Below are 12,789 nucleotides of genomic sequence, written 5' to 3'. Positions count from 1 at the left end.
TCTACGGCCACCTGCACACCGACCACAACAATCGTCAAAAGCCTTGCCAAGCGGCAGCGGCTTGACATAGGAGAAACTCGTGGGCGAAAACGAGGATGTCCTAGTAACCGTTGACCGCGGCGTCGGGCTGATCACCCTCAACCGGCCCAAGGCCATCAATTCGCTGAACCACTCCATGGTCACCGCGATGTCGCGTGTGCTGGCCGAATGGGCCGACGACGATGCCGTCACCGCCGTCGTCGTCGACGGCGCCGGCGAACGCGGCCTGTGCGCGGGCGGCGACATCGTCGCGCTCTATCACAGCGCCAGGGCCGAGGGACCTGACAAAGGGCGTGAAGCGCGCCTCTTCTGGTACGACGAATACCTGCTCAACGCCCAGATCGGCCGGTTCGCCAAACCGTATGTCGCCCTGATGGACGGCATCGTGATGGGCGGCGGCGTCGGGGTCAGCGCCCACGGCAGCGTGCGCGTCGTCACCGACACCACCAAGATGGCGATGCCGGAGGTCGGCATCGGCTTCGTTCCCGACGTCGGCGGCACGCTGATCCTGTCGCACGCACCCGGGCTACTCGGCTACCACGCCGCGCTCACGGGCGCGAACTTCGACGGAGCCGACGCGATCGCGATGGGTTTCGCCGACCACTTCGTCCCCCACGACAAGCTCGCCGACTTCAAGGCCGCGATCCTCGCGGCCGGGATCAATGACGCACTGGCCGCCCATGCCATCGAGCCACCGCCGAGTGACCTTCTGCGGCAACGCGAATGGATCGACCGCTGTTATGCCGGTGAGACCGTCCTCGACATCGTCGCGGCCCTGCGCTCCCACGAAGACGCGGCTGCCGGCGAGGCGGCCGACCTCATCGAGAGCCGCTCGCCCGTCTCGGTTTCCGTCGCGCTGGAAGCCCTGCGCCGCGCCGCCGAACTCGACACACTCGAAGACGTGCTGCGCCAGGAATACCGGACCTCGTGCGGGGCCCTGCGCTCCCACGACTTCGTCGAGGGTATCCGCGCCCAGGTTGTCGACAAGGACCGCCATCCGAAATGGTCGCCCGCCTCGTTGGCGGCTGTCACCACAGCCGACGTGGAGGACTACTTCGCGCCGGCCGATCGCGAACTGGAGTTCAAAGATGAATGACGACACCAGCTTCTCCACTATTCTCGTCACGCGTGACGACCGTGTCGCGACCATCACGTTGAACCGGCCGAAGGCACTCAACGCGCTCAACAGCCAGGTGATGGACGAAGTCACCTCCGCGGCAGCCGATTTGGACAACGATCCGGCGATCGGCGCCATCATCATCACCGGTAACGAGAAGGCGTTCGCTGCCGGAGCCGACATCAAGGAGATGGCGAGCCTGTCGTTCGCCGACGTCTTCGCCAGCGACTTCTTCGCAGCCTGGGGTTCGTTCGCCGCCACCCGCACCCCCACGATCGCCGCCGTCGCCGGCTACGCGCTGGGCGGTGGCTGCGAGTTAGCGATGATGTGCGATCTGCTGATCGCCGCCGACACCGCGAAATTCGGCCAGCCCGAGATCAAGCTCGGCGTGCTGCCCGGCATGGGCGGCTCGCAGCGGCTGACCCGCGCTATCGGCAAGGCCAAGGCCATGGACCTGATCCTCACCGGTCGCAACATGGGCGCCGAGGAGGCCGAACGAGCGGGCCTGGTATCCCGGGTGGTGCCCGCCGACACACTGCTCGACGAGGCCAACGCGGTCGCCAAGACCATCGCCGGAATGTCGCTGTCGGCATCGCGGATGGCGAAGGAGGCCGTCAACCGTGCCTTCGAATCGACCCTGGCCGAGGGCCTTCTGTACGAGCGCAGGCTGTTCCACTCCGCGTTCGCGACCGACGACCAGACCGAGGGCATGAACGCGTTCACCGAGAAGCGCCCACCGGCCTTCCGCCACCGTTAATCTGCGGTGGTGACCGACACCCGCGACGACACCGACACCACGGTCGACGAGCCGCGGGAGAAGCCGGTCAAGACATCCAAGGACACGCCCTGGTGGGTGCGCAACTACACCTTCACCGGCACCGCGCTGGGCTTGGTTTTCCTGTGGCTGTCGATGACGCCGTCGCTGCTCCCGCGAGGTCCGCTGTTCCAGGGGCTGGTCAGCGGAGGCGCAGGCGCTTTCGGTTATGCACTCGGCGTGTTCGTGGTGTGGCTCGTGCGCTACATGCGGTCCAAGGACAGCAGCCCGCCCGCCCCGCGACAGGCCTGGATCGCCCTGGTGGTCATCGGCGTCATCGGCCAGATCCTGATGATCGTCTACTTCCACATCTGGCAGGACGAGGTCCGCGATCTCAACGGTGTTCCGCGTATGGGCTTCTGGGATCATCCTCTGACCGCCGTGCTGTCCATCGTGACGCTGTTCGTGCTCGTCGAGATCGGGCAGCTGATCGGCAGGCTCGTGCGCTTCCTGGTCCGGCAACTCGAACGCGTTGCACCGCCGAGGGTTTCGGCGGTTGTGGTGGTGGTGCTGCTGATCGCGCTCACCATCGCGCTGCTGAACGGCATCGTGGTGCGCTTTGCGATGAGTACGATCAACAACACGTTCGCGGCAGTCAACGACGAAACCGACCCGGATTTCACTGCGCCCACATCACCGTTGCGGTCCGGCGGCCCCCAGTCGCTGGCCAGCTGGGAATCCCTTGGCCACCAGGGCCGGATATTCGTGGCGGCGGGGCCGACGGTCGAGCAGTTGACGGAGTTCAACGGCCGGCCTGCCGTCGAACCGATCCGCGTCTACGCCGGTCTGCATTCCGCGGACGGAATCAAGGCCACCGCCGCGCTGGCGGCCCGCGAACTGCAGCGCACCGGCGGACTGGACCGCGACGTCGTCGCCGTGGCCACCACCACCGGCACCGGCTGGATCAACGAAGCCGAAGCCTCTGCACTGGAATACATGTACAACGGCGACACCGCAATCGTGTCGATGCAGTACTCGTTTCTGCCGAGTTGGCTGTCGTTCCTCGTGGACAAGGAGAACGCACGACAGGCGGGTCAGGCGCTGTTCGAGGCCGTCGACGCGCTGATCCGAGAGATGCCCGAGGCGCAGCGACCGCGCCTGGTCGTGTTCGGGGAGAGCCTCGGATCATTCGGTGGTGAAGCGCCTTTCCTCGCGCTCAACAACCTCATCGCCCGCACGGACGGTGCCCTGTTCAGCGGCCCCACGTTCAACAACACGATCTGGACGCAGCTGACCCGTGACCGCGACCCCGGCTCCCCGATGTGGCTGCCAATCTACGACGACGGCGAGAACGTCCACTTCGCCGCCCGCGCCCAGGATTTGAGCCGGCCGGACGGCCCCTGGGGGGATCCGCGGGTGGTGTACCTGCAGCACGCGTCGGACCCGATCGCGTGGTTCAACCCGGATCTGCTGTTCGCCGAACCGGATTGGCTCAAGGAGCCGCGAGGTTACGACGTCTCCGGCCGGATGCAGTGGATACCCGTGGTGACGTTCCTCCAGGTGTCGGCGGACATGGCCGTGGCCGTGGATGTGCCCGACGGACACGGCCACGTCTACGTCAAGGATGTGGCCAACGCGTGGGCGGCGATCCTGCAGCCGCCGGGCTGGACACCGGAGAAGACCGAACGCCTGCGGCCGCTGCTGAGCAGCGACGAGAAGGATTAGGCAAGAACGTCTTTCAACGCGTGGTATCCGCCGATGACGTCGGTCGCGCGGTGCAGCCCCAGATCAAGCAGCGCCGCCGCCGCCAGGCTCGAGGTGTAGCCCTCCGAGCACAGCACCACCCACTCGACGTCATCGTCGACGGCCTGCAGCAGCCGCGCCTCGCTGGTCGGGTCGCAACGCCATTCGAGCACGTTGCGTTCGATCACCAACGCTTCTGCCACCTCCCCCTCGCGTGCGCGTTGGGCTTGCGGACGGATGTCGACCAAGATCGCTCCGCGATCCAACGCCGCGGGCACCTCGGCCGCGGGCAACCGGTGCAGGCGGGCGCGGGCGTCGTCCAGGATCCGGTCGATGCGACTTGTCATGATCACCCTTCCGGTCCATCGGTCAGCTCGGTCCGATTGCGGCGCAACGTGTTCCGTTCCGTCACCTCGTAATACGACATCGCGGTCAACGGCGGCGAATAGGCATGCACGCTCAGCGCGGGCGCGACCGGGGCCGACGTGTCACCGTCGGGTGCCCACACCACGTCGTGCACCCACCCCAGCGGGAAGGCCGCCTGATCCCCAGCGTGCAGCCGGCGACGCCGCAACGCTCCACCATCCCAGCGGGTCTCACGCAACGCGCCCGAGATCACCGTCAGGGCCCCGAGAGAGCCGCCGTGGTCGTGCATCTCGGTCGACCGGTCGGGCACCCAGCTGATCAGCCAGATGTCGAGCTCGTCATCACCATGGAGGCGGGTGAACCAGCGTTCGTCGCGAGGCGGTCCGCCAGCAGGCAGCAGGTGGTCGTAGCGACCGGTGAGCACATCGTCGGCGCAGCGGTCGGAAGCGAGCAACAGATCGGGCAGCCGCAGCCGCGTCGGTGCGGACACCGCGGGTGCGGCAGAGGGCAGAACTGCAGGGGAGGCCATGGGAGCTCCAAGAGAACCAAAAACGGGCAGGGGGCGGCGCTAGGGCCTACAACACTCCTGGCGTCCGGTCGTCATGAGGGCAAGCCTGGCATGGGCGTGCCATTCCAACCCGGCCGGAGGCGACGGTCCCGCACGCTCGGAGCCTGTCGACGCAGGCCAGACGCGTGTTTGCGGGGTCGGCGGATAGATTCACCGTGAGCGCAACCTCGGCGATCGGTGCAGCCGGTGTCGGTCACGGGCGAGCCGTTGCCTAGATTGACGGGCATGCGCATGCGTCACGGTGTCGCGGCGGCCGCAGTGATGGTGGGTGTCGTCGCGGGATGCTCCTCGGGTACCGAAGACACCTCCGAGCCGTCGGCCGACTCGACCCCCACGGCCACCAGCTCGGAAACACCCACCGCGGCACCGGGTTCGGTCGCCGTCTCCCCCGACGGTGTCACCACCGCGGTCGGCGCTCCCGCCGACTCGACCGAGGAGGAGTACTTCAAGGCCTGCGCCACAGCGCGGCAGTGGATGGACGAACAGGGTGGTGACCCGAAGTCACAGATCGAGCCCTACCTCGGCATGGTGCAATCAACGGATTCGGCGGGGCCTGGAACGTACGACACACCGTGGACGCAGTTGCCGCCGCCGCGTCAGGCCGCGGTCATCGTCGCCGTGCAGGCGGCGGCCGACGGCCTCTGCGCCTGAAACCGGCGGCCAGAACCGGCGCCGGCAGGCGACAATGGCGGCATGGCTGGCAAGCGGGTCGCGCTGGCGCTGGGCAGCGGTGGCGCCCGCGGCTACGCCCACATCGGGGTGATCGAGGAACTTCAGGACCGCGGCTACGAGATCGTCGGCATCGCAGGATCGTCCATGGGCGCTCTCGTCGGCGGGCTGCACGCGGCGGGCAAGCTCGACGAGTTCTCCGACTGGGCGAAGTCGCTCACCCAGGGTGCCGTGCTGCGGCTGCTCGATCCCTCGATCACCGCGGCGGGCGTGCTGCGCGCGACCAAGATCCTCGACGCTGTTCGCGACATCCTGGGCGAGGTGCGCATCGAGGACCTGCCGATCCCCTACACCGCGGTCGCGACCGACCTCATCGCCGGCAAGTCGGTATGGCTGCAGAGGGGCCCGGTGGACGCCGCGATCCGAGCGTCGATCGCGATCCCCGGGGTGATCGCGCCGCATGTGCTCGACGGGCGCCTACTCGCCGACGGCGGCATCCTCGAACCGCTGCCCATGGCGCCGATCGCAGCCGTCAACGCCGACCTGACCATCGCGGTATCCTTGGCCGGCAGCGAGGCCGGCGGCAGCGAAGAACCTGTAGAACCAGCAGGACAGGGTCAACGCGCCACCACCGAGTGGCTGGCGAGGGTGTGGCGCAGCACCACGTCGCTGTTCGAGTCGAATGCGATGCTGACCCGCTTCGGCGCGGCACCGGAGGACTATCCGGCGGGCGGAGACAGCGAGGAGGAGCTCGTCGACGCGACGAAGGAAGCGTCCGTGGTGCCCAAGCTCGGCAGCTTCGAGGTGATGAACCGCACGATCGACATCGCGCAGGCCGCGCTTGCGCGACACCAGCTCGCCGGTTATCCGCCCGACATGCTCATCGAGGTACCCCGTTCGGCTTGTCGGAGCCTGGAATTCCACCGCGCAGCCGAAGTGATCGACATCGGTATCGAGTTGGCGGCCGCCGCACTGGACGCGTTCGACACCAAGCCCGAAACACCTACCGTGACCGAGGATTAGATGCCGAGATGCTCGGCGATCTGAGCGGCGACGCCGCGGCCCTGTCTGCGTCCCGCATGCGCAGACGGTGTGCGGCACGCGGGGTCGAGCGGGTTGGCGCCGAACGCCGCCAGCGACTCGTCGTCGGCGAACACGCCAAAAGCGTTGCGCGTGGTGACCTCGTCCCTGGCGCCCGCCCCGAACGGTGACGGCGACGACAAGCCCTGTGGGATCAGGGCGACCACGACATCGCAATCGCCGGCCACGGCCAGGTTGACGGTGCTACCGACGCCGCCGTCCATGAAGCGGCGCGACCCGATGGTGACCGGCGGCCACACACCGGGCACCGCGCAGCTGGCCGCGACCGCGTCGACCAGCGAGACGCCCGAGGTGCGGTCGAACGCCACCAGTTCCCCGGTCTCGGTGTCGATGGCGGTGATGCGCAGATCGCGGTCGGGCCACTCGTGCGACGGCAGTCGCTGCTCGATCACTCTTCGCCGCACGTCTTCGGTGACGGTGTCCGCGGCGAGCGCGATCGCCCCGATCCGCTGCAGTTTCTCGGTTTTCGAACCGGGAGCGGTCATCGCGTCGAGGAACATCTGGGTGATCGTCTCGATCCCCGCGCCGGGGTTGATCTCCGACGATGTCGCCGAGGTCTGCCGGTCGAACAACGCGGGCAGGCCGAGGCCGCTCCCGAGTTGTGCGGCGACCGTCGAACCCGCCGATGTGCCGACCAGAACGTCGCAGGCCAACAACGCATCGGCGGTCGCGGGCGACTCGTCGGCGATGCCGGTCAGGATGCCGGTCTCCCATGCGATACCCGCCACGCCGCCGCCGGCCAGTACCAGTGCACGTCTCGTCACAGCCCGTGAGTGTGCCAGGTGAGCGGCGTCGCCCGCGCGGCCCCCGACGCTACGCGAGGCCCTGCGCCGCCCTGCCGCTGATCAACGGCAGATCGAGATACGTTGCGATGCCGGGTTCTGCGGCGCACACCGCGGGCACCGAGTTCACACAGTGCGCCGCGGTGCCGACGATGCCGTACTCCGGGCCCTCTCCGCCGACCGCCGACTGAAAGCCCTTGACGACGATGTTGACATCCGGGTTACCGCGGACCTCCATCTCGTACCGCTGGCCTTCGGGGCCGAATGTCCAAGCGGGGTCGAGGTTTTCCTCACCCATCAGCCAGTTCACGGTGACTCGCACCACCGGTTCCTCGTCGACGAGGGCCTCCCAGTGGAATTTGCGGCCCGCGACCTGCCCCGGCTCGATGACACCGATCGGTGATTCAATCGGTGCAGTGGCGACCGCGATCTCCTGCGCGGAACGGACTTTCGGATCGGCACGGAAACCCACCTTGTCGACGATCATCTTCACCGCCTGGATGAAGCCGCCGTCGAGCAGCTTCTGCATCGGTCCGCTGAGCGCCTTGTCCGGAATCTCACCGAAGCCCATCACGTGCCGTACGACGTCGGGCGCCTCGTAGGTGCGAAGGTCGGAATACTCTTCGGCCCGAACGAATGTCACGCCGGTCGAGAACGCGGAGAACAGGAGCGGAAACTTCTCGCTGATCCCGCCTGGCGCAATGCCGGTGCCGTGCAGCGTGGCATTTCCCGCGAGCGCCGCCTCTTGCAAAGGCGTGCCCTGCCGGGCACTGGGATACACCCATCCGACCGGGGTGACGACGTTCTTACCGGACCGCAACAATGCGGCCACCTCGTCCGGATTGGGCAATAGCGGTGAGTAGATCACCGCGTCGGCGTCGAGGGTGAGGATGTCGTCGAGGCTGTTGGTCGCGGTCACCCCCACCGGCCCGATGCCGACGATCTCGCCGACGTCCTTGCCTGCCTTCGCCGGCGAGTGCACCCAGCATCCGACGAGTTCGAGGTCGGGGTGTTCGAGCACACCCTTGATCGCTGCGACGCCGACGCCACCGGTCGCCCACTGCACCACCCGTAGGCCCATAACCGACTCCTCACGCGAAACTAGAACACGTTCTACTCTTGCAGGTCTACACCACAACCCGTCCCGCGCGGGCCACAATGGCTGCGACGGCCGTAATCAAGATCGGGCTCGGTGCTCCGGGGCAGTTTCTCGACGCTTTCGTCGGCCGCTAGACAGGTGGCGCGCTGTATGTTTCTGTCGATCGCAGCGCAGCGAAAGGATCATCAATGTCGACCGCCAAAAACAGGGTCTTCGTCGTCGGTGTCGGAATGACGAAGTTCGAGAAGCCGGGCCGCCGTGAAGGGTGGGACTACCCTCAGATGGCCAAGGAGTCGGGCACCAAGGCACTCGACGACGCCGGCATCGACTACTCCGAAGTCCAGCAGGGATTCGTCGGCTACGTCGCCGGGGACTCGACCTCGGGCAACCGGGCGCTCTACGAACTCGGCTTGACGGGAATTCCGATCGCCAACGTCAACAACAACTGCTCGACCGGTTCGACGGCGCTGTTCCTTGCCGCGCAGACGATCCGCGGCGGGCTCGCCGACTGCGTCATCGCTCTTGGTTTCGAGAAGATGCAGCCGGGGTCACTCCAAGGCGGCCACGACGATCGGGAATCCCCGATGGCTAAGCACGTCGCGGCGATGGCCGAGATCGACGAGTTCGGATTCCCCGTCGCACCGTGGATGTTCGGCGCCGCGGGTCGCGGGCACATGCGCCAACATGGAAGCACCGCAGAGCATTTCGCGAAGATCGGGTACAAGAACCACAAGCATTCGGTGAACAATCCGTATGCGCAGTTCCAGGAGGAGTACACGCTCGACGACATCCTGGCCGCGAAAATGATCTCCGACCCGCTGACCAAACTGCAGTGCTCGCCCACGTCGGACGGCTCCGGTGCGGCGATCGTGGCAAGCGAGGACTTCGTCGACAGGCACGGCCTGGCAGACCAGGCGGTGGAGATCGTCGGTCAGGCGATGACCACCGACTTCGGGTCCAGCTTCGACGGCAGCGCCAAAAACCTCATTGGCTACGACATGAATGTCAAAGCCGCGCAGCAGGTTTACGACCAGTCGGGGCTGGGACCGGCCGACTTTCAGGTGATCGAGCTGCACGACTGCTTCTCGGCCAACGAGCTACTGCTATACGAGGCGCTGGGCCTGTGCGCCGAGGGTGAGGCGCCCAAGCTCATCGACAACAACGACACCACCTACGGCGGGCGTTGGGTGGTCAACCCCTCCGGCGGGTTGATCTCCAAGGGACACCCGCTCGGTGCGACGGGTCTCGCGCAGTGCGCGGAGCTGACGTGGCAGTTGCGCGGTGCGGCCGACAAGCGACAGGTCGAGGGCGTCACCGCCGCGCTGCAGCACAACATCGGGCTCGGGGGCGCCGCGGTTGTGACTGCTTACCAGCGCGCCGAGCGCTGATAGGGAATCATGGACCGCATGCGGACCACACGGACCCTCGCCGGAGTCGCCACCGTCGTGTGCGCGGCTGTCATGCTGCCCGCGGGCGTCGCATCGGCCGACGATCAGGAGTCGGCCCAGGAGGTCATCAGCAAGCTGCAGGATCAGGGGTACAACGTGACCATCGACAAGATCGGCACGGCCCCGCTGTCCGACTGCGTGGTCACCAGCGTGCGCAATCCCCAGGAGTTCACCCAGCTGGTTCCGCTGCTCGGCGGGAATCAGGACGGGGTGCTGTTCCCCGTGACCATCAGCAAGCCGATCTCGGTGTCGCTGGACTGCAGCGGTCGCTAGCAACTTCGGTGTGGTTTGTTGCGGCAAGCGCGACCAACTACACCGAAGCCGCCGCATCAGCGTGAGCAATCCGCGGTGACGGTGATCGTGCGCTGGGCCACCACCTGCACCAGATCGTCGCCTCGTCGCACCAATTCGGTTCGCTCCCGAGCATTTCGGATATCGGTGACGACGCACTCGTCGAGGGGCGCACTTCCGATCCGATTGACCTTGACGTCGAAGCCTTGGGCCTCGAGTGTGGCGATGGTCAGCTCCGCCGAATCGGCCGCCGACGCGATGGCCGCCGGCGTGAGAATCACACCGCATGCCACCGCGGCCAGCCCGACCATTGTCAACAGTATTGCGCGCATACCGCGCTCCCTTCGTGACCCGAAGACCCCGGTGGCCTTTCAGGTGGTACGACGGGACAGCCGCGACGAGGGTTCACCGCAATTTGGTGGAAGGACGATATGACTGCGGAAGTGAGGACGCGCGACGGTCGTCGACTGGCCCTCGCCGAGGTCGGCGACCCAAACGGTCCCCTTGTCATGCACAACCACGGTGGGCCCAGCAGCCGCTTGGAGGTCCTGCTGTTGGCGGACTCGGCGGCCAAGAACGGGATCCGGCTCGTCGGCGTCGACCGCCCGGGTATGGGACAGTCGAGCGTTCAGAAGGTCCGGTCGTACGCGGGCTGGGCCGACGACCTGACGACCATCGCGGATGTGTTGGGCTACCGGGAGTTCGGCGTGACGGGCTGGTCGGAAGGCGGCCCATGGGCGCTGGCGGCCGCCGCCTACATCGACAGCGGGCGGCTGCGCCATGTCAGCAGTATCGCGCCCGGCAGTTACGGCGCTTTCGGTGACAACTCCGCGGCGCCGTACCTGTCGAAGATCGATGCCCTCGGCGGCTTCCTCGCGCTACGGTTCAAGCCCGCTTTTCGCCTCATGTATGCCGCGCTCGGATACTCCGCCAAGAACAGGCGCGACGGATTCGTCAAGACCCTCCGCAGGTCGGTCGGTGAGCACGACCGACAGATACTGAGTCGCCCGGAGGTCGAAACGACGTTCATGAATGCGGTCGCCGAATGCTTCGCTCACGGCTCGGACGGCTTGGTCCGTGACGCGGAAGTGCTCTACCGGGCGTGGGACTTCGACATCTCGCGGATCGCGAGGCCGGTGCATCTGTGGCAGGGGCTCGACGACCGACTCGTGCCCGATCCGATCAACAAGGCGGTGTCGCATTCGATGCCGGGTTCGGTGTGGCATCCCGTCGACGGAGCAGGGCACTTCGTCGCGATCGGCTCAGGCGACGAAATCTTCGCCGTCGCCGCGCACGAGCTGCGAATGTCGTGACCCTTTCTGCGCTCCCTAAGCGGTGACCGGCTCCAGCTCGCGCACCTTGGGGGCGACGATCGGGTCCGTCGCGACAAACTCCGAATACAGCAGCGGCATCGACGCGTTGACGGCGAACATCGCCACCTCGCCCGAGTAGTCGGCCACGTAGAGCCGGCCACCATGCGAATCGACTGCCACGCAGGACGGCCGGCCGTCGACGGTGATCGTGTCGACGATCTGAAGGGTCAGCGTGCACAGCACCGCGACGTGGTCATAGTCGACGATGTAGGCCCTACTCTTGTCCTCGCCCATCGCGAGCTGCGTTGGGGCGCCGCCGACCTCGATGACATCGGTGATGCGTCCCGAGGACAACTCGATCACGTGGACCACACCACCGCGGGTCCGGTCCGAGCTCAGGACGAACGCCGCGCCGTCGGCGAGCGCGATATCGCGAATCGGCGCACCGATACGCACCGCACCGCCGACCCGGCCGGTCTCGAGTTCGACGGAGAGGACCGCGCTGCCCCGCGCGTCGGTGGTCGCGACGTACAGCCGCGTTCCGGTCGGGTCGATCGCGAGGGCATCGATGCCGATGCCCGCGCCGGTCGCGATGTCGATGGTGCCCACGCGGTCGGCGGGGACGTCGATCACCGCGACGTCGATGCGCCCGTCACCGGTTCGACCGGCGTAGACGCGCTTGCCGTCGGGGCTCACGACCAGTGCCGTGACGTTGTCCGCCAGCGGGTACGAAGCGATCACCGACTTGGTCGCGGTGTCCAGGACGGTCACCTCGTCCTTGTGGGTCCAGGACGACGTGCTGACATAAGCGCGGTCGTCGTGGACTGCCACCGCGAAGGGCTCACCGTGGACCGCGACGATGGCCTCAGCGGCGAGGGTGCGGGGATTGAGCACCGCGACGCTGTCGTCGCCCGGGTGCGTCACCACGGTTGCACCGGTACCGGTTGCGGCGATATCGCCGATCGGTCCTCGGCTCAGCTTCACTGCACCCATCGCCGTAGGCGCATGTTCAGGCATCAAAAAGTCAACCATCGAAAATCGGTACCTCCGCCGGCATCGCGTGCAACCGGCCCTAGATTTCAAGTCGTAACGCGCCAAATCGGCGCGGTCTGAACCGATTCTAGCGACGAAATCAGACATCCCACGGCGGTGCGAAAAGCGGCACCTGAGATAACCTGTGAACCTCTCAGACACCGCTTAGAAAAGCGTGCGTTACCCGATTGTTACCAAATTTCGGCAACTCCAAGACGGTCCATGACCTGTGGAAATACTGCTGCCGCAAGACTTTCCGAATAATGTGGTCGACCGCATTTATAAAGGTTTCTTACCTTTCGACGACAAAGTGAGCGGTAAATCACAGGCGACACGACAGCAAATCAGCAACAGGCGCCACGACCGTCACAGGACGCGCTGCGAACTAGCTGTACTGCCCAGGCAGGTTGGTTAACCGTGTGATGGGCGGGACCTTGCCGATCGCGGAGTGTTGCCGGTGGTGATTG

At 66.5% G+C, this 12,789-nt stretch carries 14 protein-coding genes; 8 read left to right on the top strand and 6 right to left on the bottom strand.

What is annotated here, in order from left to right; all coding sequences use genetic code 11:
* Positions 1-79 precede the first annotated feature (79 nt).
* From A5790_RS10355 to A5790_RS10345, 3 genes are read left to right on the top strand one after another with little or no spacing between them, the layout of a single operon-like run.
* A complete protein-coding gene (locus A5790_RS10355) occupies positions 80-1,135 on the top strand; it encodes an enoyl-CoA hydratase/isomerase family protein (protein WP_066843272.1) in 1,056 nt (351 codons plus the stop codon).
* Complete coding sequence (locus tag A5790_RS10350) at positions 1,128-1,913, top strand: enoyl-CoA hydratase (RefSeq protein ID WP_066843270.1); 786 nt, start codon at positions 1,128-1,130, stop codon at positions 1,911-1,913. The genes A5790_RS10355 and A5790_RS10350 overlap by 8 nt, the downstream gene beginning before the upstream one ends.
* A 9-nt stretch (positions 1,914-1,922) precedes the next feature.
* Complete coding sequence (locus tag A5790_RS10345) at positions 1,923-3,635, top strand: alpha/beta-hydrolase family protein (protein ID WP_066843279.1); 1,713 nt, start codon at positions 1,923-1,925, stop codon at positions 3,633-3,635.
* Here the strand turns inward: A5790_RS10345 and A5790_RS10340 are convergent.
* Both A5790_RS10340 and A5790_RS10335 read right to left on the bottom strand, forming a co-directional pair.
* Positions 3,632-4,000, bottom strand: a complete 369-nt coding sequence (locus tag A5790_RS10340) for a rhodanese-like domain-containing protein (protein WP_066843277.1) — start codon at positions 3,998-4,000, stop codon at positions 3,632-3,634. The two genes, A5790_RS10345 and A5790_RS10340, sit on opposite strands and share 4 nt — an antisense overlap.
* Before the next feature lie 2 nt (positions 4,001-4,002).
* Positions 4,003-4,548, bottom strand: coding sequence for a cysteine dioxygenase family protein (locus tag A5790_RS10335; protein ID WP_066843268.1), 546 nt, complete (start codon positions 4,546-4,548; stop codon positions 4,003-4,005).
* A gap of 264 nt (positions 4,549-4,812) precedes the next feature.
* Here A5790_RS10335 and A5790_RS10330 point away from each other — a divergent pair, with 264 nt between their 5' ends.
* A complete protein-coding gene (locus A5790_RS10330) occupies positions 4,813-5,238 on the top strand; it encodes a lipoprotein LpqV (protein WP_094292979.1) in 426 nt (141 codons plus the stop codon).
* Positions 5,239-5,280: 42 nt separating this feature from the next.
* Positions 5,281-6,279 carry a patatin-like phospholipase family protein gene (locus tag A5790_RS10325; protein WP_066843266.1) on the top strand — a complete coding sequence of 333 codons (999 nt, stop codon included), beginning with the start codon at positions 5,281-5,283 and terminating at the stop codon, positions 6,277-6,279.
* Here the strand turns inward: A5790_RS10325 and A5790_RS10320 are convergent.
* Together A5790_RS10320 and A5790_RS10315 are read right to left on the bottom strand one after the other, a co-directional pair.
* Positions 6,276-7,121, bottom strand: coding sequence for a patatin-like phospholipase family protein (locus tag A5790_RS10320; protein WP_197696761.1), 846 nt, complete (start codon positions 7,119-7,121; stop codon positions 6,276-6,278). The two genes, A5790_RS10325 and A5790_RS10320, sit on opposite strands and share 4 nt — an antisense overlap.
* 49 nt (positions 7,122-7,170) lie before the next feature.
* Positions 7,171-8,220: a dihydrodipicolinate reductase gene (locus A5790_RS10315; RefSeq protein ID WP_066843264.1), complete on the bottom strand. Its 1,050-nt coding sequence runs from the start codon at positions 8,218-8,220 to the stop codon at positions 7,171-7,173.
* A 206-nt stretch (positions 8,221-8,426) separates the two neighbouring features.
* On the opposite strand from A5790_RS10315, the gene A5790_RS10310 reads away from it, so the two are divergent.
* Both A5790_RS10310 and A5790_RS10305 read left to right on the top strand, forming a co-directional pair.
* The gene (locus A5790_RS10310) at positions 8,427-9,626 is read left to right on the top strand and encodes a lipid-transfer protein (protein ID WP_066843263.1); all 1,200 of its coding nucleotides are present in this window, start codon (positions 8,427-8,429) and stop codon (positions 9,624-9,626) included.
* 18 nt (positions 9,627-9,644) lie between these two features.
* On the top strand, positions 9,645-9,959 hold the full coding sequence (locus A5790_RS10305) for a hypothetical protein (protein WP_197696760.1): 315 nt from the start codon (positions 9,645-9,647) through the stop codon (positions 9,957-9,959).
* A gap of 56 nt (positions 9,960-10,015) precedes the next feature.
* On the opposite strand, the gene A5790_RS10300 is transcribed toward A5790_RS10305, so the two are convergent.
* On the bottom strand, positions 10,016-10,309 hold the full coding sequence (locus tag A5790_RS10300) for a hypothetical protein (RefSeq protein ID WP_066843262.1): 294 nt from the start codon (positions 10,307-10,309) through the stop codon (positions 10,016-10,018).
* 99 nt (positions 10,310-10,408) lie between these two features.
* Between A5790_RS10300 and A5790_RS10295 the strand changes: the two genes are divergently transcribed.
* Positions 10,409-11,290, top strand: coding sequence for an alpha/beta fold hydrolase (locus A5790_RS10295; RefSeq protein WP_066843261.1), 882 nt, complete (start codon positions 10,409-10,411; stop codon positions 11,288-11,290).
* Positions 11,291-11,305: 15 nt separating this feature from the next.
* On the opposite strand, the gene A5790_RS10290 is transcribed toward A5790_RS10295, so the two are convergent.
* Entirely contained in the window at positions 11,306-12,322 is a 1,017-nt protein-coding gene (locus A5790_RS10290) for a YncE family protein (RefSeq protein WP_066843259.1), read from the bottom strand.
* Between the last annotated feature and the right edge of the window lie 467 nt (positions 12,323-12,789).

Origin of the sequence: Mycobacterium sp. 852002-51152_SCH6134967 (assembly GCF_001667105.1) — a bacterium.
Lineage (GTDB): Bacteria > Actinomycetota > Actinomycetes > Mycobacteriales > Mycobacteriaceae > Mycobacterium > Mycobacterium neumannii_A.
This window is presented reverse-complemented; position numbering and strand designations above follow the sequence as displayed.